The 22,004-nt window shown below is 70.6% G+C and carries 24 protein-coding genes; 13 read left to right on the top strand and 11 right to left on the bottom strand.

Going from position 1 to position 22,004, the window contains the following annotated elements; translation table 11 throughout:
• The first annotated feature begins 18 nt into the window (after positions 1–18).
• From VFZ39_RS08190 to VFZ39_RS08165, 6 genes are read left to right on the top strand one after another with little or no spacing between them, the layout of a single operon-like run.
• A complete protein-coding gene (locus tag VFZ39_RS08190) occupies positions 19–753 on the top strand; it encodes a FadR/GntR family transcriptional regulator (protein ID WP_330865244.1) in 735 nt (244 codons plus the stop codon).
• Between the two features lie 45 nt (positions 754–798).
• Entirely contained in the window at positions 799–2,160 is a 1,362-nt protein-coding gene (locus tag VFZ39_RS08185) for a glutamine synthetase family protein (protein ID WP_330865243.1), read from the top strand.
• 9 nt (positions 2,161–2,169) lie between these two features.
• Complete coding sequence (locus VFZ39_RS08180) at positions 2,170–3,537, top strand: aldehyde dehydrogenase family protein (protein ID WP_330865242.1); 1,368 nt, start codon at positions 2,170–2,172, stop codon at positions 3,535–3,537.
• Positions 3,538–3,540: 3 nt separating this feature from the next.
• Positions 3,541–4,320 carry a 3-oxoacyl-ACP reductase gene (locus VFZ39_RS08175; protein WP_330865241.1) on the top strand — a complete coding sequence of 260 codons (780 nt, stop codon included), beginning with the start codon at positions 3,541–3,543 and terminating at the stop codon, positions 4,318–4,320.
• Between the two features lies 1 nt (position 4,321).
• On the top strand, positions 4,322–5,032 hold the full coding sequence (locus tag VFZ39_RS08170) for a gamma-glutamyl-gamma-aminobutyrate hydrolase family protein (RefSeq protein ID WP_414690275.1): 711 nt from the start codon (positions 4,322–4,324) through the stop codon (positions 5,030–5,032).
• A 21-nt stretch (positions 5,033–5,053) separates the two neighbouring features.
• Complete coding sequence (locus tag VFZ39_RS08165; protein ID WP_330865239.1) at positions 5,054–6,031, top strand: alpha/beta hydrolase; 978 nt, start codon at positions 5,054–5,056, stop codon at positions 6,029–6,031.
• Positions 6,032–6,054: 23 nt separating this feature from the next.
• Here VFZ39_RS08165 and VFZ39_RS08160 read toward each other — a convergent pair whose 3' ends face one another.
• Positions 6,055–6,762, bottom strand: coding sequence for a hypothetical protein (locus VFZ39_RS08160; RefSeq protein ID WP_330865238.1), 708 nt, complete (start codon positions 6,760–6,762; stop codon positions 6,055–6,057).
• Positions 6,763–6,906: 144 nt separating this feature from the next.
• Here VFZ39_RS08160 and VFZ39_RS08155 point away from each other — a divergent pair, with 144 nt between their 5' ends.
• Entirely contained in the window at positions 6,907–7,569 is a 663-nt protein-coding gene (locus tag VFZ39_RS08155; protein ID WP_330865237.1) for a class I SAM-dependent methyltransferase, read from the top strand.
• 25 nt (positions 7,570–7,594) lie between these two features.
• Positions 7,595–7,984 carry a VOC family protein gene (locus VFZ39_RS08150; RefSeq protein ID WP_330865236.1) on the top strand — a complete coding sequence of 130 codons (390 nt, stop codon included), beginning with the start codon at positions 7,595–7,597 and terminating at the stop codon, positions 7,982–7,984.
• Between the two features lie 19 nt (positions 7,985–8,003).
• On the opposite strand, the gene VFZ39_RS08145 is transcribed toward VFZ39_RS08150, so the two are convergent.
• Positions 8,004–8,444 carry a hypothetical protein gene (locus VFZ39_RS08145; RefSeq protein WP_330865235.1) on the bottom strand — a complete coding sequence of 147 codons (441 nt, stop codon included), beginning with the start codon at positions 8,442–8,444 and terminating at the stop codon, positions 8,004–8,006.
• Positions 8,445–8,530: 86 nt separating this feature from the next.
• Here VFZ39_RS08145 and VFZ39_RS08140 point away from each other — a divergent pair, with 86 nt between their 5' ends.
• A complete protein-coding gene (locus tag VFZ39_RS08140) occupies positions 8,531–9,487 on the top strand; it encodes a YafY family protein (protein ID WP_330865234.1) in 957 nt (318 codons plus the stop codon).
• A gap of 2 nt (positions 9,488–9,489) precedes the next feature.
• Here VFZ39_RS08140 and VFZ39_RS08135 read toward each other — a convergent pair whose 3' ends face one another.
• The 6 genes from VFZ39_RS08135 to VFZ39_RS08110 form a co-directional block, all read right to left on the bottom strand.
• On the bottom strand, positions 9,490–11,220 hold the full coding sequence (locus VFZ39_RS08135) for an alpha/beta fold hydrolase (RefSeq protein ID WP_330865233.1): 1,731 nt from the start codon (positions 11,218–11,220) through the stop codon (positions 9,490–9,492).
• A 56-nt stretch (positions 11,221–11,276) separates the two neighbouring features.
• Positions 11,277–11,858, bottom strand: a complete 582-nt coding sequence (locus tag VFZ39_RS08130) for a GNAT family N-acetyltransferase (RefSeq protein WP_330865232.1) — start codon at positions 11,856–11,858, stop codon at positions 11,277–11,279.
• 30 nt (positions 11,859–11,888) lie between these two features.
• A complete protein-coding gene (locus VFZ39_RS08125; protein WP_330865231.1) occupies positions 11,889–12,650 on the bottom strand; it encodes a sulfite exporter TauE/SafE family protein in 762 nt (253 codons plus the stop codon).
• Positions 12,647–13,822, bottom strand: a complete 1,176-nt coding sequence (locus VFZ39_RS08120; RefSeq protein WP_330865230.1) for an SPFH domain-containing protein — start codon at positions 13,820–13,822, stop codon at positions 12,647–12,649. Before VFZ39_RS08120 ends, VFZ39_RS08125 begins: the two co-directional genes overlap by 4 nt.
• Positions 13,823–13,846: 24 nt before the next feature.
• Entirely contained in the window at positions 13,847–14,320 is a 474-nt protein-coding gene (locus VFZ39_RS08115) for an NfeD family protein (RefSeq protein WP_330865229.1), read from the bottom strand.
• 63 nt (positions 14,321–14,383) lie between these two features.
• On the bottom strand, positions 14,384–15,184 hold the full coding sequence (locus tag VFZ39_RS08110; protein WP_330865228.1) for an ABC transporter ATP-binding protein: 801 nt from the start codon (positions 15,182–15,184) through the stop codon (positions 14,384–14,386).
• 54 nt (positions 15,185–15,238) lie between these two features.
• On the opposite strand from VFZ39_RS08110, the gene VFZ39_RS08105 reads away from it, so the two are divergent.
• Positions 15,239–15,910, top strand: a complete 672-nt coding sequence (locus VFZ39_RS08105; protein ID WP_330865227.1) for a hypothetical protein — start codon at positions 15,239–15,241, stop codon at positions 15,908–15,910.
• Positions 15,911–15,912: 2 nt separating this feature from the next.
• Here VFZ39_RS08105 and VFZ39_RS08100 read toward each other — a convergent pair whose 3' ends face one another.
• Positions 15,913–16,272, bottom strand: coding sequence for a VOC family protein (locus VFZ39_RS08100; RefSeq protein WP_330865226.1), 360 nt, complete (start codon positions 16,270–16,272; stop codon positions 15,913–15,915).
• 84 nt (positions 16,273–16,356) lie between these two features.
• The gene (locus VFZ39_RS08095; protein ID WP_330865225.1) at positions 16,357–17,046 is read right to left on the bottom strand and encodes a helix-turn-helix domain-containing protein; all 690 of its coding nucleotides are present in this window, start codon (positions 17,044–17,046) and stop codon (positions 16,357–16,359) included.
• A 104-nt stretch (positions 17,047–17,150) separates the two neighbouring features.
• Here VFZ39_RS08095 and VFZ39_RS08090 point away from each other — a divergent pair, with 104 nt between their 5' ends.
• Together VFZ39_RS08090 and VFZ39_RS08085 are read left to right on the top strand one after the other, a co-directional pair.
• Positions 17,151–18,083, top strand: a complete 933-nt coding sequence (locus tag VFZ39_RS08090) for an NADP-dependent oxidoreductase (protein ID WP_330865224.1) — start codon at positions 17,151–17,153, stop codon at positions 18,081–18,083.
• Between the two features lie 219 nt (positions 18,084–18,302).
• Positions 18,303–19,607, top strand: coding sequence for an FUSC family protein (locus VFZ39_RS08085; RefSeq protein WP_330865223.1), 1,305 nt, complete (start codon positions 18,303–18,305; stop codon positions 19,605–19,607).
• Between the two features lie 59 nt (positions 19,608–19,666).
• Here VFZ39_RS08085 and VFZ39_RS08080 read toward each other — a convergent pair whose 3' ends face one another.
• Complete coding sequence (locus VFZ39_RS08080; RefSeq protein WP_330865222.1) at positions 19,667–20,713, bottom strand: kelch repeat-containing protein; 1,047 nt, start codon at positions 20,711–20,713, stop codon at positions 19,667–19,669.
• 73 nt (positions 20,714–20,786) lie between these two features.
• Here VFZ39_RS08080 and serB point away from each other — a divergent pair, with 73 nt between their 5' ends.
• Complete coding sequence (serB, locus tag VFZ39_RS08075) at positions 20,787–21,998, top strand: phosphoserine phosphatase SerB (protein WP_330865221.1); 1,212 nt, start codon at positions 20,787–20,789, stop codon at positions 21,996–21,998.
• Positions 21,999–22,004 lie beyond the last annotated feature (6 nt).

Genomic DNA, 22,004 nt, shown 5'->3' with positions numbered 1-22,004 from the left:
CCTCACGAGACTGACCCAGTGACTGCCCAGCCGCTCGAGCACCTGACCGGTGCAGTGCTGCGCCCGGTGCGCGGCCATCACGCCTTCGAAGCGTGCGTCGAGCAGCTTGCCACCGCGATCCGGCTCGGGGTCTACCCGACCGGGAGCACACTCCCCGCCGAGCGCGAGCTCGCCACCAGGCTCGGCGTCAGCCGGGCCACGCTGCGCGAGGCGATGGCGGCGCTGCGAGAGGCGGGACTGGTCGAGACGACGCGGGGACGCGGAGGTGGCACGGTGGTCACCCGGCGCGGCCGTGGCAGCTTCGCGCGTCGCGCGGCCCGGGTCACGCCGGCCCAGCGCCGCGACTGGCTCGACGCTCTCGACTTCCGGCGAATCGTGGAGCCTGGCGCAGCGGCCCTTGCTGCCGAGGCGGACCTCGATCCGGACCAGAGCGCCAGCCTGCAGGCGGCGCACGACGCCGTCGCCGGTGCGAAGCGGCCCGGCGACCATCGGCAGGCCGATTCCCGGTTCCACCTCACGGTGGCTGCGCTCAGCGGCTCGGCGCGCACCGTCGAGGCGGTCACGTCGGTGCAGTCCTCGCTGCACGAGATGCTGCTCTCGATCCCGTTCCTCGGCGCCAACATCAGCCACAGCCACCGGCAGCACCGCGACCTCACGACCGCCATCGTGAAGGGCCGGGCCGACCGCGCTCGCCGGGTGATGGAACAGCACTGCGACGACACCGCGGCGCTGCTGCGAGCCTTCCTCGGATGACGGGACTCGGATGACCTCGACCGGACCGATCGGACTGGAGACGACATGACCGCACCGAACAAGCGGTTCCTCACGTTGGACGACCTGCGGCAGAAGATCGACGCGGCGGAGGTCGACACCGTCGTGCTGGCGTTCACCGACATGCAGGGTCGGCTGCAAGGGAAGCGGTTGCACGCGTCGTACTTCCTCGACGTGGCGCTCGAGCACGGCACGGAGGGTTGCAACTACCTGCTCGCCGTCGACGTCGACATGAACACGGTCGCCGGTTACGAGATGTCCTCGTGGGACAAGGGCTACGGGGACATGGAGTTCGTGCCCGACTACGACACGCTGCGGATGCTCCCCCACCTGCCCGGAACCGCCATGGTCCAGTGCGACCTCGTGTGGCTCGACCACGCCCCCGTGGTCCAGTCTCCTCGGACGGTGCTGAAGACCCAGCTCGAGCGGGCGCGCGCAGGCGGCTGGCAGGCGCTGGCGGGCACCGAGCTGGAGTTCATCGTGTTCGACACGCCCTACGAGGAGGCGTGGAACAAGCGCTACCGCGATCTGGTGCCGTCGAACCAGTACAACGTCGACTACTCGCTGCTCGGCACGTCCAGGGTCGAGCCCCTGCTGCGCGACATCCGCAACCACATGTACCTCGCCGGCCTCGACGTCGAGGGGGCGAAGGGCGAGTGCAACCTCGGCCAGCACGAGATCGGGTTCCTGTACGCCGACGCACTGGTCACGGCCGACAACCACAGCGTCTACAAGACCTCCGCGAAGGAGATCGCCTCCCAGCACGGCAAGTCGATCACGTTCATGGCGAAGTTCAACGAGCGCGAGGGGTCCTCCTGCCACATCCACCTCTCCCTGCGCGGTCTCGACGGCTCGACCGTCTTCTGGGACGGCGACCGGCGCTCTGCCCTTTACGACTCCTTCGTCGCGGGCGTCCTCGCCACGATGCGCGACTTCACGCTCCTGTACGCGCCGAACGTCAACTCCTACAAGCGGTTCGCCCCGGGATCCTTCGCGCCGACCGCGATCGCGTGGGGGAACGACAACCGCACTTGCGCGGTCCGACTCGTCGGACACGGCCCGTCCGCGCGGATGGAGAACCGGGTTCCCGGTGCCGACGTCAACCCCCACCTGTCGCTGGCGGCGATGCTGGCCGGCGGGCTGCACGGGATCGAGCAGGAGCTGGTCCTGGAAGAGGAGCTGGTCGGCAACGCCTACATCTCTGACAAGGAGCATGTGCCCTCGACCCTGCGCGAGGCACGCGATGCGTTCGCCACGTCAGACCTGGCCCGGACCGCCTTCGGCGACGAGGTCGTCGACCACTACACCAACATGGCCGACGTCGAGCTCGCGGCGTTCGACACGGCCGTGACCGACTGGGAGCTCGTGCGCGGCTTCGAGAGGATGTAACACCACCACATGACCACGTTGATCAACCCGGCGACCGAGGCTCCGCTCGACGTCGAGGTCCCGTCCCTCGACGAGCGAGAGACCGACGCAGCCATCGAGCGGGCGCACGAGGCGTTCACGTCGTGGCGGGCGGTCGCCCCGGGCGAGCGCGCCCGGCTGTTGCGTGCCTTCGCGGCGAACGTCGAGGCGCACATCGAGGAGCTCGCGCGCATCGAGGTCGCCAATGCCGGCCACACCATCGGCAATGCCCGCTGGGAGGCCGGGAACGTCCGCGACTGCCTCAACTACTACGCCGGCGCCCCCGAGCGCCTGATGGGCAAGCAGATCCCGGTCGCCGGCGGGGTCGACATCACGTTCCACGAACCACTCGGCGTGGTCGGTATCATCGTGCCCTGGAACTTCCCGATGCCGATCGCGGGCTGGGGTCTCGCGCCGGCCCTCGCGGCAGGCAACACCGTCGTCCTCAAGCCGGCGGAGATCACTCCGCTGACGGCGATCCGGCTCGCCGAGCTCGGTCGCGAGGCGGGACTGCCCGAGGGCGTGTTCACCGTGATCCCCGGGAAGGGCTCCGTCGTGGGTCAGCGGTTCGTCACGAACCCGCTCGTCCGCAAGGTCAGCTTCACCGGCTCGACCGAGGTGGGTCAGCAGATCATGGCCGGCTGTGCCCTGCAGGTGAAGCGGGTGACGCTCGAGCTCGGCGGCAAGAGCGCGAACATCGTGTTCGCCGACGCCGACCTCGCGAAGGCGGCCGCCGCTGCGCCGTACGCCGTCTTCGACAACGCCGGTCAGGACTGCTGCGCCCGGTCGCGGATCCTCGTGCAACGCAGCGCGTACGACGAGTTCGTCGGCCGGTTCCAGGACGCCGTCGCGTCGCTGCGGGTCGAGGACCCGTCGGCCGACGCCAGCGAGATGGGGCCGATGGTGTCGGCGTCACAGCGCGACTCGGTGCAGCGCTACATCGATGGCGCGTCGGTCGCCTTCACCGGCCGCGCACCTGACGGGCCGGGCTGGTGGCTGCCGCCGACCGTGGTCGAGTCCAGGTCGACCGAGGAGCCGGTGTGGCGTGAGGAGGTGTTCGGCCCCGTGGTGGCGATGATGCCGTTCGACGACGAGGACCATGCCGTCGCGCTCGCGAACGACACAGAGTACGGGCTGTCCGGCTCCATCTACACCAGCGACCTCGGACGCGCGCTCCGCGTGGCACGCGGGGTGGAGGCCGGCAACCTGTCGGTCAACTCCCACGCGTCGGTCCGCTACTGGACGCCGTTCGGCGGCTACAAGCAGTCCGGCTTGGGCCGTGAGCTGGGACCGGACGCTCCCGCGGCCTTCACCGAGGAGAAGAACGTGTTCATCGCCACCGATCGGGACGAGGAGTAGCTCATGGCTGGCCGGATCGAGGGGAAGGTGGCGGTCGTGACCGGGGGTTGCTCGGGCATCGGGTTGGCGACGGTCGAGCGGTTCGTCGAGGAGGGCGCCAAGGTCGTCATCGGCGACATCGACGACGAGCGCGGAAAGGTTCTGGTGGGCCAGCTCGGAGGCGAGCACGTCGCGACGTACGCCCACGTCGACGTGACGAGCAAGGACGACGTTGATGCCCTGTTCGCCACGGCGAAGGACACCTACGGCTCGGTCGACATCGCGTTCAACAACGCCGGCATCAGCCCACCGGAGGACGCCTCGATCCTCGACACCGACCTCGACGCGTGGCGCAGGGTGCAGGAGGTCAACCTCACCAGCGTGTACCTGTGCAGCAAGGCCGCGCTGTCGCACATGGTCGAGCAGGGCAGCGGCTCGATCATCAACACTGCCTCGTTCGTGGCCGTGATGGGAGCGGCGACGTCGCAGATCTCCTACTCCGCCAGCAAGGGCGGTGTGCTGTCGATGTCGCGCGAGCTCGGTGTGCAGTTCGCCCGCCAGGGCATCCGCGTCAACGCGCTGTGCCCCGGGCCGGTGAACACGCCGCTGCTCCAGGAGCTCTTCGCGAAGGACGCCGAGCGCGCGGCCCGTCGGCTCGTGCACGTGCCGATGGGACGTTTCGGCGAGCCACGCGAGATGGCCAACGCCGTGCTGTTCCTCGCGTCGGACGAGTCCTCGTTCATCACCGCCACCACGTTCCTGGTGGACGGGGGCATCCACGCGGCGTACGTGACGCCCCTCTGAGATGAGCGTCGTGAACCGCCCGGTCATCGGGCTCACCACCTATCGCGAGCAGGCCGCCTGGGGAGTGTGGCAGCAGCGCGCCGACGTGCTGCAGGCCGAGTACGCCGACACGGTGGTCGCGGCGGGCGGCGTACCGCTGCTGCTGCCGCCGGCCACGGATGACGCGGCCGCAGCCGCCGCAGTGGTCGCTCGGCTCGACGGGCTCGTCGTGTCCGGCGGGGCTGACGTCGACCCCTCGCGCTACGGCGAGGAGCCGCACGACCGCACCGCTGGCTGGCGGCCCGACCGCGATGCGTGGGAGCTGGCGCTGCTGGATGCCGCCGACGCCGCCAGGCTCCCGGTGCTTGGGGTGTGTCGCGGGATGCAGCTCATGGCGGTCCACGCCGGCGGCGCGCTCGACCAGCACACGCCGGAGCTCGTCGGGCACGAGCAGCACTCCCCCGGCGGCGACGAGTTCGGCGACACCCGGGTCAGCATCGAGCCCGGCTCGCGGCTGGCCTCGCTGATCGGCCCCGAGGTCGAGGTCGCCTGCCACCACCACCAGTCGGTGCGCGAGGCGCCGGGCTTCACGTTCACCGCCAGAGCCGAGGACGGGACGGCCGAGGCGATGGAGGCCGCGGGTGACACGTTCCGCGTCGGCGTCCAGTGGCACCCGGAGATGCGGACCGAGCTCGCCCTGGTGCGCGGGCTGGTCCGGGCCGCGGGCGGCTGACGCCTCCCCTACGATCTGGCCATGGCAGTGATCACCGACGTGCTCGGCGAACCCTGGACCGCCGAGACCATGCACTTCCCGCCCGACGAGGACGGTCCGGTGGTGGCGACGCTCGTGTCGCGTCGTGCCGACCAGCCCACGGGCAAAGCGGTGCTCCAGGTGCACGGCTTCTGCGACTACTTCTTCCAGACCGACTACGGCCAGTGGTGGGTCGAGCGCGGCTACGACTTCTACGCCCTCGACCTGCGCAAGTACGGGCGATCGCTCCTTCCCCATCAGCTCGCCAACTACGTGACGGACCTGCGGGAGCACTTCGCCGAGATCGACGCCGCCTGGCACCGGATCACGGTCCGCGACGGCCACGACCAGGTGGTCGTGAGCGCCCACTCCACCGGCGGGCTCACGTGCTCGCTCTGGTCGGACGAGCGCCGACCCGCCCAGCTGACCGCGCTCGTGCTGAACTCGCCCTGGCTCGACCTCCAGGGCAGCGCCCTGATGCGGACCATCGGAACGGCCGCCCTCAAGGGTCTGGCCCAGCGCGCACCCCGCCGGACGATCCCGCGCACGATCGAGGGCTTCTACGCCCGCAGCCTCCACGTCGAGCACGGTGGGGAGTGGACCTTCGACCTCACGTGGAAACCCGTCGACTCGTTCCCGGTGTACGTCGGCTGGCTGGCCGGCGTGCGGCGCGCGCACGCGAAGCTGCAGGCCGGGCTGGACGTCCCGGTGCCCGTCCTGGTTCTCTCCTCCGACCGCACCACGTGGCCGCGGGAGATGGGCGAGGACGTCCACACCACCGACATCGTGCTCGACGTCGAGCAGATCCGGCGCTGGGCGACCGCGATCGGCAGCCACGTCACCTACATCGCCATTCCCGGCGCACGCCACGACGTGGTGCTTTCGCGGCCGGAAGCCCGGGCGAGGGTGTACGACGAGCTGGAGCGATGGGTGGCGGCGTACGTCGACGCGAGCATCAGGACTCGGAGTCTGACCAGCTGACGTCGACGGCGGTGGTGGTGCTGCTAGGCGGGCCGCCCGTGGCGGGGATGCCGGTGCTCCAAGATCGTGGCGTCGGCGTCGAACTGCGGATCCGCGACGAGGTACTGCGCCATCAGGCTGTCGTGACGGTGATGGGCGGGGTGGACGGGCTCGGGGATGACGCGACCCTCGGCGCTGTCCCAGAACCGGTCCGCCAGGGTCCAGATGCGGCGGGCCACGAGGCCGAGGAAGCCGGTGTGCGGCAACACCGGGTGCGGCCGGGTAGGCCCGTGGGTCTCCGCTTCGAAGACCTTGCGGGGTAGCGCCTCGACGTCCGTCGGATCGCCGTATCCGATCAGCTCCTCCACCATCTGACGCTCGATCCGGTTGTGCTCGGCCAGCTGGGTGCGAACGGTGTCCCACAGCGTCGGCCACGCGAGGTGCACCGCGTAGGCCTCGCCGTACAACCGCCCCTTGATCAGGGCGAGAGTGTGCTCGAGCTGTCGAGCCGCGTGGACGTAGTCGTGGACGAGCGCCGCGCCGTCCGGGACGGTGCGGCGCACCGACGGCAGCACGACGGCCTCGACGGCAGCCAGGTGCCGGCTGGTCGCGGCCATGAACGTGTCGGTCGCCGCGTAGTTGTCGCGCGGCCGGAGCGGGTCGCTGTGGGGCATCACAGCCTCGCGCAGTCGCCCGTCCAGAGACCGTTGCGTCGCCTCGATGGTCAGGGCCAGGGATTCTCCGTGCCTCATCACACTCACCTCGAGAGGGTCGTGTCTGACGCCCGTGCGGTCGTCAGACCGCCTCGTACCAGTCTGACCCCGTCAGCTGTCCGGGACAAGCAGCACCCTGCTCGACGTCAAACCCACCGCCGACGCGCAACTAGAGTCGCGTCCATGGCCAACAAGACGATCGGCATCTCTGACGAGCTCGCGGCGTACGTGCTCCAGCTGGGCACGCGGGAACCCGACGTCCTCGCCCGGCTGCGCGCGGAGACCGCAGCGATCCCCCAGCACGGCATGCAGGTCGCACCCGAGCAGGGCGCGTTCCTCGCCCTCCTGGTCGAGCTGCTCGGTGCGCACCGGTGCATCGAGGTCGGCACGTTCACCGGATACTCCTCCACGGCCGTGGCGCTCGCTCTCCCGGACGGCGGCCAGGTCGTGTGTTGTGACGTCTCTGAGGAGTGGACCGCGCTGGCGCGCACGTACTGGCGCGAGGCGGGCGTCAGGGACAAGATCGACCTCCGCATCGCACCAGCCTCCGACACCCTGGACGAGCTGATCGCCTCCGGCGAGGAAGGCACGTTCGACCTCGCGTTCATCGACGCTGACAAGGCCGGCTACGACGGGTACTACGAACGCTGTCTCCGCCTGATCCGTCCGGGTGGGCTGATCGCGCTGGACAACACCCTGTGGGGCGGCAAGGTGATCGAGGACGGCGCCGACGACGCGGACACAGCGGCCATTCGCGCGCTCAATGCGAAGCTGGCATCGGACGAACGGGTCACGATGTGCCTGCTCCCGCTCGCGGACGGCGTCACCCTGGCGCGACGCCGATGACACTCAGGACCGGGGAGGACGTGGCATGACCAGCAAGTTCACCGAGCTGGCGATCGACTGTGCCAATCCAGGAGCGCTTGCCGAGTTCTGGTGCGCGGTCCTCGGCTACGACGTGCTCGACCAGGACGACGACGTGGTCACCATCGGCTCGCCCGACGTGACCGACCCGGAGGCCCACCGAGGTCCGGTGCCGCCGGCGCTGACCTTCGCCCGCGTGCCGGAGGGCAAGACCGTCAAGAACCGGCTCCATCTCGACCTCAACCCGGCCGACCGGGACCAGGAGGCCGAGGTCCGTCGGCTGCTGGACCTCGGCGCGCGCCACGCGGACGTCGGCCAGACCGGCGACGAGCCCTGGGTGTGCCTGGCTGACCCGGAGCAGAATGAGTTCTGCGTCCTGGCGACCCGTCGCCCGTGACCGGCTTCCGCGCCGCGGGTCACCAAGCGGCGGGCATCGACTGACGAAGACCGAGGAGGTTCCCGTCGGCGAGCCGCACGACTGCGAGCTTGGCGCCGGGGACGTCGACGATCCCCGTCTCGGGACTCCCGTTGGTGATGGACGCGCTGCCGAGCTCCGCGAGCGAACCGTCGGAGACCTCACCGAGCCCGGTCGCGCCGGAGTCGACCAGCTCCTGCCGGGTCCGCTCGATGTCCTCGGCGTCGAGGAAGACGAGAGGCGCGTCGACCCAGGGCAGGGACGTCAGCGCGATCTCGAGGTCCGGCGTCTTGAACACCGCGAAGTCGGCTTCACCGGGCGGGGTCTGCTCGCCGCTGCTGGAGAAGGCCGGGCCGGTGCCGAACACCGACGTCCACGCGCTCACGCCGGCCTCGAAGTCGCGAGCCGGGAAGACGACGGTGGCGATGGTGGGAGTTCCCATGACGAGTGTCCTTTCGTGGATCGGATGCTTCCATCCCATCACGTATTGCGGCAGGTTCACTTCCGCGTTGTCGGATAGCCTGAAGCGTGCTGACGACCTCCGCGCGGTTGCTCCGTCTCCTTGCCCGGCTGCAGGTGCCGGGCGCCCACGGCGGACCGTCCCTCGCGGCTGAGCTCGGCGTGTCCGTGCGCACGCTGCGCAACGACGTGGCCACGCTGCGCGAGCTGGGCTACCCGGTGGAGGCGACACCGGGTGTCGCGGGCGGGTATCGTCTCGGCGCCGGCAGTCGGCTCCCGCCGTTGCTGCTGGACGACGACGAGGCGATGGCCGTGACGCTGGGACTGGTTCTCGCCGCTTCGCATGGCCTGTCCGACACGGCCACATCGTCGATGCGAGCCTTCACCAAGGTCGTCGCGCTGCTGCCCTCGCGCCTGCGTCCCCGCCTCGAGTCGCTGGCCGGCGCCACGCTGAACGCTCCACTCGGCGGTCCCACGGTCGCCATGGACACCCTGCCTCCGATCGCGGCCGCGATCCACGCACGCGAGCAGCTGAGGTTCCGTTATCGCGACGCCTCCGGCAAGAACACGGATCGGGAGGTCGAGCCCTACCGTCTCGTCCACCGTGGTGCCCGTTGGTACCTGCTGGGCTGGGATCTCGCACGAGACGACTGGCGGACCTTCCGGGTCGATCGGATGCGGGTCAAGGTGCCCAACGGTCGACGCTTCCAACCGCGACCCGACCCCGAGGGCGGCTTCGAGCACTTCGTCGTGCGCGCCCTCGAGACCGCACCCTGGCAGAGCCGCTACCGCGTGCGTCTGCTCGCCTCGGCCGACCTGATCCGCGAGCGGGCACCTGCGTCCGTCGAGATCGAGCCGGACGGCGAGCACGCCTGCCTCGTCACCGTCGGCTCCGACGACGCCGCCATGGTCGCCAAGTACCTCGCCTGGTGGGATGCACCGTTCGAGGTGCTCGACTCACCCGAGCTGCTCGCCGAGGTGAGGCTTCTGGCGCAGCGGTATGCCGACGCCTCGCGCGGCGCCTGACCTCAGCACCCGGAGGCCTGGGCCGGCGTCACCGGCTGCCCGGCGAAGCGCGCCCGGGTCCACTCGAGGAGCTCCGGCACCAGCGGTGAGTCCGCGGCGACGAGTTCCAGGTGACCCATCCCGGGATAGGTGCGGTAGTCGACCTCGCCGCCGGTTCGGCAGCGATCGTCGACGTACGCCGCCTGCACGGTCGGCGTGATCAGCTCGTCGGACTGTCCCTGCGCCACCAGCACGGGCACGTCGATCGGCCCGGAGGGCACGTTCTGTGAGAGCCGGTCGCCCGTCGCACCCGTCGCGGGGTCACCGCTGAAGATCGACTGCTCGAAGAGCAGGTTCTGGACCACGGACACCAGCACCGAGCGTTCCGCGAGGCACCGTTCGGCCATCTCCTCCACCGGTATCCGCGCGCCGGGCCGGACCAGGTCGCGAGCACGCACGTCGGGGTACGTCGCGTCGTAGGCGGCGACGACGAAGGAGGCGAACAGCGCGCCCACGGGCACGTCGTCGAGGCCGGCCACCATGGCCGGCAGGTCGCTCGCCGGAGCCAAGGCGGCGACTCCGCCGACCCCGGCATCGGGCGCGTACGTCGATGCCAGGACGCCGGTCCACAGCGCCGCGTGGCCGCCTTGCGAGTGGCCCCACACGACGGTGTCGTGGCCGAGGTCGAGACCGTCCAGCTGACGGGCGGCGCGGATCGCGTCCAGCACCGAGCGGCCCTCGCCCTGCCCGATCAGGTAGGGATGCGGGCCCCGCGTGCCGAGTCCGACGTAATCCGTGGCGACGACCACCCACCCCTCGGCCAGTGCCTCGTCGAGGGCCGGCATCGCACCAGCCTCGAACGGGTCGCCGAGGAGCGACGGCGCGCAACCCTCCGCGACGCCGGTGGTCCCGTGTGCCCAGGCGAGCACCGGGCGCGGACCGACCGGTCGTTCGTCGGAGGTCACGACGAGCCCGCTCGCCAGTGCCGGCACCCCCTCGTCCCGCGTGGTCGTGTAGAGGATCCGCCAGGCGCTCGCTCCCGTCGGGATCGCCCGCGTGAAGGGCTCGGCGCGCAGCAGCTGCCCCGGTTCGTCGGGCACGTCGGCCGGGGTCGCGTAGAACGCATCGGGGACCGGAGCCGTCGCGTGGAGCATGTAGCTGACGCCGGCGAGACCGAGGGCCAGCACCAGACTGAGCGCCGCCAGCCCGGCTCGACCGACCCGACGAAGCCGGCCCCGGGCCGGCCGCGCCGGACGCATCCCACGGAGCGCCCCCCAGACCAGGGAGAGGCCGAGCCAGAGCACGCGGACCCCGACGGCCAGCGCGACGACGGTCAGGGTGATGTCGGGCCACCGTAGGGCCAGGACGCCCAGGACCATCGACGCGGCACCGTAGAGGACGGACGTCATGCGGTCGTCCGCGGCACCACGCAACCCCCGGACGACCCTGCTCAGCCCCTCCATCAACAGCCAGATGCCGACCGCAACCACGAGGACGCGGAAGCCCCATGCTGGGATCGCCAGCAGGACCAGGGCCGAGACGAACCAACCACCTGCCGTCAGCAGCGTCACCCACGGCCACGGGCGTTCCTCGCCGACCAGCTCCCGGACTCCGAGCACCATCAGGACGGCCGCCAGCCCGATCACCAGGACGGCGAGCGAGGCGAACGGACGGCCCAGCACCCAGGCCCCCAGGACCAGGCAGGCGACACCTGCGACGATCCGCAGCACACGGTTGTCGCGGTGGACCAGCATGCGAGTGACGCTAGTGCCAGAAGACGATGGACCGACTCGACCTGGGGGTCCCACCGTCAGCGGGCGGCCACCGTCCGCCTCATCACGGTGTGGTTCTTGCCCTTCGGGCGCACGTACGTGAAGCCGGCGCGCTCGTAAAGGGCTCGGGTGCCGTTGTAGAGGAACGAGTTGCCGACCCGCCGACCGTCGGAGAGGTCCTGCGGGTACCCCTCGACGACGCCGCCACCCGCCTCCGCGATCAGGTCGAGGGCACCGTGCAGTGCCATGGCCGACAGTCCGCGACGGCGGTACTCCTTGTCGATGAAGAGGCACGTCAGCCGGTAGTCCGGGGCCGGCTCACCTGCCGCCTCGTAGTCCTTGCGGTGGTGGATGTTTGGCAGCTCCTCCGGCGTTCCGAACTCACACCACGCGACCGCACGGTCACCGTCGAGAACAAGGGCGGCGTGGGCGCGGCCCTCGTCGACGAAGCGGCGCTTCAGCGCCCGGTTCGCCTCGGCCCCCTGACCGCGCTCGTCGCTGTCGGGGTGGAACCAGATGCACCAGCATCCACCGAAGATCCCGTTGTGGCGGTCGACCATCGCGGCGAAGGCGTCCCACGTCTCGGGTGAGAGGGGCTTGACCGTGAGCTGCTCGTCCATGACTGCATGCTAGGGGGGCGGCGCTCCCGGTCAGTCGAGCAGGAACACGAGGAGAGCCGTGAGGCCGACCAGGACGATCACCGCCCGCAGCACGGGTGCCGGCAGCCGGCGACCGACGGTGGCGCCCAGCTGCCCGCCGACGATCGACCCGGCTGCGATCAGGCCGGCAACCGCCCAGTCCACGTCCGCGACGAGGATGAAGACGACGGCCGCCACCGCGTTGACGATGGCCGCCAGCACGTTCTTGGTCGCGTTGTGCCGCTGCAAGGTGTCCGCGATCCCGATCCCGAGGATCGCCACCAGCAGCACGCCCTGTGCGGCACCGAAGTAGCCGCCGTACACGCCGGTGAGCAGGACGGCGAGCCACACCCACGTCGCGCCGTGCTCAGCCGGCTCCTCGCGCTCGGTACGTGCCGCGACCCGACGCGAGATGGCCGGGCCCAGGATCACGAGCAGCACGCCGATCCCGATCAGGGCGGGGACGATCGTGTCGAAGGCCTTGGACGGCAGCCACAGCAGGAGTGCGGCCCCGGCCAGTCCACCCAGCAGCGACGCGGACCCCAGCCGCACGAGCCGGCTCCGCTGGCCCTCGAGCTCGGCGCGGTAGCCGATCGCCCCGGACACCGAACCGGGGACGAGCCCCACCGTGTTGCTCACGTTGGCCGTGACCGGCGGGACGCCGAACGCGAGCAGGGTCGGGAACGTGATCAGCGTTCCCGACCCCACCACAGTGTTGATGGTGCCGGCAGCCATCCCGGCCAGCAGGATGGCCGCGACCTCGAAGGGGCTCACGCGCTGGGCGGCTCCCCTGGCGACGCCGGGCCTGAGGACGACGGCAGGTCGTCGAGCCCGAGCGGATCGGGATCGGCGGGCGCGCTCGGGTCGGTCGACGGGGTGGGCGCGTTGGAGCGGCCCGGCGCGGCCGCGCTCTCGGCCGCGGCGATCGCCTCTTCGACGGCCTTGTTGGCACCGCTCAGCTCCCGGTCGCTCGACGTTGTCGACAGCTGGGGCTCTGACGGCCCCATGTCCACCCGCTTGCGCGGCGTCGCGTCCTTCGGGATCCCCGCGATCTCGTGGAGCGACGAGCCGAGACCCTCCAGCGCCTTGGTGATCTCCGACGGGATGACCCATACCTTGTTGGCGTCGCCCTCGGCGATCTTCGGCATCATCTGGAGGTACTGGTACGCCAGCAGCGCCTGGTCGGGCTGCCCGTCGTGGATCGACTGGAAGACCGTCTGGATCGCCTGCCCCTCGCCCTGGGCGCGCAGGATCTGGGACTCCCGGTCGGCCTGGGCGCGGAGGATCAGCGACTCGCGGTCGCCCTCGGCGTTCAGGATCGCCGACTGCTTGGAACCCTCCGCCGTGAGGATCGCGGCCTGCCGCTGGCCCTCGGCGGTCAGGATGACCGCCCGCTTCTCACGGTCCGCGCGCATCTGCTTCTCCATGGAGTCCTTGATCGACGGCGGCGGGTCGATCCCCTTGAGCTCCACTCGGTTGACGCGGATGCCCCACTTGCCGGTCGCCTCGTCGAGCACCCCACGCAGCCGGCTGTTGATCGCGTCGCGGCTCGTGAGGGTCTCCTCGAGGTCCATGCCACCGACGATGTTGCGGAGCGTGGTCATCGTGAGCTGCTCGACGGCCTGGATGTAGTTCGCGATCTCGTACGTCGCTGCCACCGGGTCGGTGACCTGGAAGTAGATGACCGTGTCGATGGAGACGACCAGGTTGTCCTCGGTGATGACCGGCTGCGGCGGGAAGCTCACCACCTGCTCACGCAGGTCGATGAGGTACCGGACCTTGTCGATGAACGGCACGATCAGCTTCAGGCCGGCGTCCAGGGTCTGCTGGTACTTGCCGAACCGCTCGACGATGCCGGCGCGAGCCTGCGGGACGATCTTGACCGTCTTGGCCAGCATCACGATGGCGAACAGCGCCACCAGCGCCAGGATGATGAGCGGTGTCATGGTTCTCCTGTCGGTCGAGGGCCGTCAGCCCTCGAGTCGGGGTACGGGGTGGACGTAGGCCGTAGCTCCTCGGATCTCGAACACCTCGACCGTCTCCCCCGCGTCGATGGTCAAGGTCTCGTCGTACGGTCGTGCGGACCAGATCTCTCCCGCCAGTCGCACCCTCCCGGGCTCCTGGGACGTGATCGACTCGGTGACCAGCGCCTGGGTGCCGACCAGCTTGCCGTGGCCGAGCATCAGCTCAGGACCGGTGTGCAGGCGTCGGGCGAGTCCGGGCCGCACGACGGCCAGCATCCCGACGGACACCACGACCGCGACCAGGAACTGCACCACGACCACGTCGGTGACCAGGCTGGTCACCAGCCCGCCCAGTGCACCCGTCGCGAGCATGATCAGGACCAGGTCGAGGCTGAACATCTCCGCGATGCCGAGGACCGTCGCGAGCGCCAGCCAGCCACCCCACATGTTCTCCTGGAGCCAGCTGGCGAAGTCCTCCATGCTGGCAGCCTATCCGGGCACACCACGCCGCAAGCCGCGACTCGCGGCCCGTCAACCCAGGTGTCAACCCAGGTGTCGACGGGCCCGTCGGCGGGCACTGAAACGACCGGCTTCGTAGCGCAGCACGAGGGACAGGCCGAACGTCGCGGACAGGTTCTCCTCCGTCACGACGTCTCGCAACGGACCCGACGCGACCACCGCACCGTCGCGTAGCAGGAGCGCGTGGGTGAACCCGGGTGGAATCTCCTCGACGTGGTGGGACACCAGCACGGTCGCCGGCGACGCCTCGTCGTTCGCGAGCACGGTCAGCGTGCTGACGAGGTCCTCGCGGCCACCGAGGTCGAGGCCGGCAGCGGGCTCGTCGAGCAGCAGCAACTCGGGGTCGGTCATCAGAGCCCGCGCGATCTGGACCCGCTTCCGCTCTCCCTCCGAGAGGGTGCCGAAGGTGCGGTCGGCAAGCCGGTCGACACCCACCTCCACCAACAGGTTCTGTGCTCGCTCGTGGTCGAGCTCGTCGTACTCCTCGCGCCAGCGGCCGATCACGCCGTACGACGCCGACACCACGACGTCGCGCACCCGCTCGTCACGCGGGATCCGCTCGGCCAACGCCGCGCTTGTCAGGCCGATCCGCGGTCGCAGCTCGAAGACGTCGACAGTGCCGAGGACCTCGTCCAGGATCCCGGCCACCCCGGCCGTCGGGTGGATCTGTGCCGACGCGACCTGCAGCAGCGTGGTCTTGCCCGCTCCGTTCGGTCCCAGCACCACCCAGCGCTGGTCCTCCGTGACCGACCAGTCGATCGAGTCGATCAGTGTCGCCCCGCCCCGGCGCACGGTGACACCTGCGAACTCGAGGACGGCGGACATGGCGGCCACCCTATCCACCGTGCTGCGAGGCCCCTCGGCGTATCGTCGCGCGCCGTGACGTCTTCCTTGCCCGTCTCGGCCTGCGTGGCTTGGCACGCCACGTCGTGGCTCCGGGGGCACGAGCCGGCCGACGAGCTCACGTCCTTCGGGCTCGACCTCGACCAGCTGGCCGGGTTGCGACGCAGCGGCGCCGACGGGGTGGGGATCGCCCTCCCGCGCGCCGGCGACCTGCTCGGGCTCGGCGGGCCCCGGGAGCTCAACGCCGCGGCGCTCTCCGTCGGCGAGGCCGTGGTCGGTCGAGGCATCGCGCTGGTGCCGCGGCGCCAAGGCTCGGCACTGTGGTGGGAGCAGTACGACGCCGCGCCGCGTCAGGTCCCAGATCTGGGTGAGGCCGACCGGGCGCTGCGATCGGAGACGCTCTCGGCCGCCGAGACGCTCGCGCGGCTCGACGTCGCACGGTGGCAGCCGGTACTTGCCGACGAGTTCCTCGATCTGGCGCGTCCGGACGAGCTGACCGGTCCGGCGGGGATCCCGGCGGCTGCGGTGGCACTGGCCGGTCGGGCCGGCCGCGTGCTGCGGATCGCCGGGCTCGGCCTGGCGGACGACGGCGGGGCCATCGGGTCAGCCGAGATGTCGGCCCGGCGAGAGGCATTGGCGAGCCTCGAGCGCGCCGCGCGCCGCGCCCTGGTGGCCGCGTGTTCTGCCGACGTCTGGCCGCCGGCCTGAGGTCAGTCGATCTGGAACACGCCCAGCACGGTGCCGGCCGGGTCGGCGAAGGTGAACCGGCGGCCGCCCGGGTATGCCTCGACCGGGGTCACCATCCGACCGCCCGCGGCCTCGACCGCGGCGAGCGAGGCGTCGACGTCCTCGGACACGAGCAGCACCAGCGGCCCGTTGCCCGACCCGCCCTGAGCGGCGGCGTTGAGCCCGCCGACCTCGCCGTCGCCGTCGGCCGCGCGGATGCCCGCATAGGTCGGGCCGTAGTCGTTGAACTGCCAGCCGAACGCGGCGGCGTAGAAGGCCTTGGAGGCGGCGAGGTCAGGAGCCGCCAGCTCGACGTAGGAGATCGTGTGATGTGTGGACTCCATGGTCGGCACGCTACGACGGGGCACTGACAGGTGCTGACCCCGCCGGCGGTGTGCTGGTGCCTGGAGCCAGTGCAGCGACTGACGTCAGCCCGAAGAGCGTGCGCCGTGCGGAGTTGGCGCCAGGCGCTTGAGGGCTCGGTACATCTGCGCGCGCGACGGCGGGTCGGGCAGGGGTTGCGCCGCTTCGGCGGCGAAGGCCTGCAACAGGTAGCCGACGAGGCGACGCCACGCGTCGGGAGCGGCGTCCTTGGTGGCGGTGATGACGCCGGCGTTGGCCATCAGGATCAGGGGCACATCTTGATGGGCGAAGTCTGGCCGGAGGCGGCCGGTGGCCTTGGCACTGTCGAGCAGCTTGGTCAGCTTCTCTCCAATCTCCTTGCGCTGCTCCTCGAAAGCCTTGGCCGTCGGGAAGGTCAAGGTGAGCACGTCAGCGAAGCCCCGATCGTCGGCCTGCATCTGGCAGACCCTTTCCAGGTAGGCGCAGAAGCCGTGCCAGGCATCTGGCGCGGCCAGCGCGTCATCGACGGCCTCGGCGTAGGCATGCATCTTCTCGGCGAAGGCTGCTGCGATCAGGTCCTCACGTGTGGGGAACCGTCGGAACAGGGTCGCGACACCCACACCGGCGCGGCGAGCAATGGCGTTCGTCGAGGCGTCCAAGCCCTGCTCGGCGAAGACGTGGCGCGCGGCCTCGAGAACCCGTTCCCTGTTCCGCTCGGCGTCCGCCCGCAGAGCGGCCCCCGCCGGGGGCTGCTCGCTCGCGGGAATCCTCGCCATGGAAAAAGCCTACAGACATCTGGAATAGGCGCTCCACTTCCTACGTTGACGTCACCTGTAAGTGGAACATCCGTTCCATTCCTTGACTCCCTAGGAGATGCCCTATGCGTGCCTTCGGCCTGACCGCTTTCGACGCTGCTCCTGAGCTGATCGAAGTCGACGTCGCCGAGCCCGCCGAGGGTGAAGTGCGGGTGCAAGTCCGTGCAGCAGCCGTGAACGGCTTTGACCTCGCGGTCGCCGGCGGCCTGCTGAAGGACATGATGGAGCACCGGTTCCCCGTCGTGCTGGGCAAGGACTTCGCCGGCGTCGTCGATGCCGTCGGCCCCGGCGTGACCGGTTTCCAGGTCGGTGACCGCGTTTTCGGGGTGGTCACCAAGCCCTACCTCGGCGACGGCTCGTTCGCTGAGTTCGTCACGGTGTCGACGGCGGTCGGGCTTGCGAAGCTCCCTGACGAGGTCGACTACGCCGAAGGTGCTGCCCTTGGGCTGGCCGGGACGGCCGCTATTCAGGCCCTCGATGCCGCGGAGGTCCAGCCTGGTCACAAGGTCCTGGTCGTCGGCGCCACCGGTGGCGTGGGCAACCAGGCCGTGCAGCTGGCCACGCAGGCGGGGGCGCACGTGGTCGCGACCGCCGCCACGGACGACGAGCGCGAGCTGGTCACTGACCTGGGTGCCGCAACGGTCGTGGACTACACCGGCGATCTCGCCGCTGAAGTCCGCCAGGTCCACGCCGACGGCGTCGATGTGGTCTTGCACTTCGCTGGCGACCCCAGCCTCGCTCTGGCCCCGGTGCGGCCAGGCGGCCGACTCGCCTCGACCTTGATCATGTCGCCCGAGCAAGTGCCTACGGACGACGCCACGGTGCACGCCATCTACGCGAACCCTGACGCGGCCACCCTCGACCGGGCCGTCCGCCATCACGTCGCCGGTGACTCGCGGGTGCGCGTTCAGCAGACCTTCCCGCTAGGCGAGGTCCCGGCCGCGTTCGAAGCTTTCGCGGCTGGCACCTTGGGCAAGCTCGTCGTGAACATCGACTGACGAGGCCGGCAAAGGCAGGGCCGTCCCCACCGACGGTCGTGCCCTCGGCTCGGCTTTGTGTCCCAGCTGAGCGAACGTGGCCCGCTGTACCGGCGGCATCTGGCAGGCACACCGTCCTCATGGCTCGATGCGATCGCTCATGCGCAGGAGTGGACGCACCGGCGTAGCCTGCGGCCGACTCTCCGTAGGCATTCGCTCCAACGTCAAGCATGATGAACCGTGCGCGACAAGTGGCGACGAGGGCTGGATCGCAACCTGACTCGGCTGAGCAACGACGGCCGCGCCGCAGTCCTGTGGTCCTTGCGGATCACGATGGCCGCGGTGGCGAGCTTCGTCGTAGCGACGCTGATCTTCCCGGGCACGCAGCCACTGCTCGCACCCCTGACCGCGATGCTGGTCGTCCAGGTCACTCCGGTCTCGCTTCTCGCCAGCGGTCTCGACCGTGTGGTGGCCGTGGTGACCGGCGTGTCCCTGGCAGTGGCATTCGCTGCCGTACTCCCGCTGGAGTGGTGGAGCCTGGGCCTGCTGATCTTCGTCTCCATGGCGATCGGCCAGGCGCTACGCCTGCGCTCGAACCTCATCGAGGTCGCGATCAGCGGCATGCTGGTGCTCGGCGTCGGCTCGCTGGGTGCCGAGTCCGCAGCCTGGCAGCGGATCGCAGAGACCCTGGTGGGTGCCGCAGTCGGAGTCGCGGCGAACCTGCTGTTCCCTCCCAGGATCGCCAGTGCCGACGCCGCGCGGGCCATCGACGGACTTTCGGATTCGATCAGCGAGTTGCTCAACGGCGCCGCCGAGGAGCTGACTGAGCTGGTCACCGGGGGGCGTGAGGTGGGGTCGGCTGCTCGGACGTGGCTGGACGAGGCCCGCCGGATCACCCACCACGACATCCCCCGGGTCGGTTTGGCCATCCTGCACGCCGAGCAGGGGCGGCGACTCAACGTTCGCGCCGTCGCCAGCCCCGACGTGGGGCCGGGTCTGCGCCAGGGGTTCGAGGCATTGGAGCACTCCGCGGTCGCCATCCGCTCGATGTTCCGCGCGCTGGTGGACGCGACGTCCGAACCGACCTGGCTCGACGACGACGGCGCCGAGGACGTTTTGCTCGGGCTCGCCCAGACACTGCGGGAACTGGCCGCCGGTATCGACACGTTCGGGCAGCTCGTCCGCAACGAGGCGGGCCCCGCAGCGAGTCTGGGCTCGGAGGACGTCCAGGCTCTCCGGGACGCCCTCGAGGGCATGCAGGAGGCGCGGGCGCGACTGGACGACCTGGCGACCACCGAGAGTGCTCCCGAACTGCGCGAGTTGCACGCCGTGGCGCTGTCGACCGTCAAACGGCTGCTGTCCGAGATGGATCTCGAGCAGAGGGTCCGACGCCAGGTTCAACTGGTCCGCCCGACCCGGCCGAGGCCGGCCTACCTCAGTAGGCCCGTGCCCAGGCGGGCCACCCCACCGAAGTCCACACCAGACGCTGAAACCCAACCACTGCCGAGACTCCCCGGCGACCGTCGGGACCAACCGCACCCCTGAGCATTGGGAACGCACTCGGCCGGCGTGGGATGCACTACCGACCGATGGTGCAGGCGTGATCAGGCGGGCGGAGCGTCGAGCACCTGCACCGCCCGGTCGCCCGGGTCGCCCGACCACTCCCACACGTCCTGATGACGTTGCGTGCTTCCGGGCTCGACCACGCCACCGGTCAGCACCACCACGTCGCGCCCGGCGTCGTACGCCAGCCCGAACGCCTGTCGCTCGGGGAAGACGTCCTCGGCGAACATCTCCCAGCCGGTCCCGGTCCAGCGGAGCACGTCGCCGCTGGCGGCTGCGAGGTCGGCACCGCCGACCAGCAGCGTCCCGTGCTCGGGGTGGACGAGGCCCTTGGCGTTGACCAGCCGTGGCGGGGCGTTCGCGTCCTGGGCCTCCTGCCACTCGTCGTCCCACACCCACGTGTCCCCGAGTGCGGCCGGCAGGTCCTCGTGCTCCACCTGGTGGCCACCGACGAGCACCGGCCCCGCATCCGCGACGTCGACGAACGCCCCCGGCCAGCGCGCCGGTTCCGGGCCGCCTCGCACGAGCCGCTGCCAGGCCTCGCCGTCCCACGCCCAGGTGTCGTTGTAGATGCCGCCTGGGTCGTCGCCGCCGTACAGGAGCACCAGGCCGTCGTCGTCGTACGTCATCGCGCTCGACCGGCGGGGCCCTGGGCCGGGGGCTGCGTCGTGGGCGGTCCACGATGCTCCGTCCCACTCCCAGACCACCGCCGGCTCATCGCCCGGCAGCTCGCCCCCGTAGAGCACCACCACGTCACGCGCGTCGTCGTAGGTGGCCGAGAAGTAGGAGCGCTGCGGGGGGACATCGCCCGTGGTCGCGACGGGAGACCACGCGGACCCGTCCCACCGCCACAGCTGCAGCGGATCACCGGCGGGGTCGAGCTCGGGTGGCCCCGAGAGGAGCAGCACACCGTCACCGCCCGGATCGGGCAGCAGCTCGTGAGATGCCCCGAGCACCGGCGTCGACGTCGATGGCGACCCGGTCGCCGCACCGGCCGGCTCCCGCTCGCCCGGCTCGTCGGCACTGCAGCCGGCGAGGACGAGCGCACCCATGAGCACGAGCTGGAGCCGGCCGGAGGTGCTGCGCACCCGACCACGGTGCTGTCCACGCGCCGGTGGGTCAATCACGACGACGTAACGAACCGGCTAGCCTCGTCACGACATGGATGATGCGCCGAAGACCCTGCTGATCACCCTCAGCGGCAAGGACCGACCGGGCGTGACGTCGGCCGTGTTCTCGACCCTGACCGGCGCCGGCGTCGAGGTCCTCGACGTCGAGCAGATCGTGCTCCGGCGGCGGCTGGTGCTCGGCGTCCTCGTGACGGCCCCACGAGACTGGAAGCGGCTGCGTGCCGCGGTCGAGGAGACGGCGGCGGCCCTCGACATGACGGTCGACGTCGATCGCGGAGTCGGCGACAACAAGACGCGCGCCGAGGGCCGCTCCCATGTGACCGTGATCGGCAGCCCCCTCAAGGCCGTCCACATGGCCGCGGTGGCCGGCCGGATCGCCGACTGTGGCGCCAACATCGACCGGATCGAGCGGATGGCGCGTTACCCCGTCACCGCCATCGACCTGCACGTCTCGGGCGCCGACACCGACAAGCTGCGCACGCTGCTGGCGGGCGAGGCAGCGACTCACAGCATCGACATCGCCGTGCAGCCCGCCAACCTGCTCCGTCGCGGGATGCGGCTGATCGTGCTCGACGTCGACTCCACCTTGATCCAGGGCGAGGTGATCGAGCTGCTCGCCGCCCACGCCGGGCAGCAGGACGCCGTCGCACGCGCCACCGAGGCCGCCATGGCGGGAGAGCTCGACTTCGAGCAGTCCCTGCGCGACCGCGTCGCACGGCTCGCGGGCGTGCCCGCCTCCGCGATCGACGAGGTGTACGACGAGCTGGTGCTCTCCCCCGGCGCCCGGACCATGGTGCGGACGCTCCGTCGGCTGGGGTACCGCTTCGGGCTGGTCTCGGGCGGGTTCTCCCAGATCACCGACCGGCTGGCGGACGACCTCGGCATCCACTACTCCCGGGCGAACGAGCTCGAGGTCGTCGACGGTCGGCTCACCGGGAGGATCGTCGGTGACGTCATCGACCGGGCCGGCAAAGCCCAGGCCTTGCGCGAGTTCGCCGAGGCCGTCGGCGTACCGCTCGAGGCGGTGATCGCGATCGGCGACGGCGCGAACGACCTCGACATGCTCAACGCCGCCGGGCTGGGCATCGCGTTCAACGCCAAGGCGGTCGTGCAGGAGGCTGCCGACACCACGGTGAACGTGCCCTACCTCGACACGATCATGTACCTGCTCGGGATCTCCCGGGAGGAGATCGAGGCGGCCGACGCCGAGGCCGGCATCGTCACCCCCTCGCCGCCGGTCTGACCCGTT

It is taken from the genome of Nocardioides sp. (genome assembly GCF_036374615.1).
Taxonomy (GTDB): Bacteria; Actinomycetota; Actinomycetes; order Propionibacteriales; family Nocardioidaceae; genus Nocardioides.
Note: the sequence above shows the minus strand (reverse complement) of the source record. Positions and strands in the feature narration are given on the sequence as shown.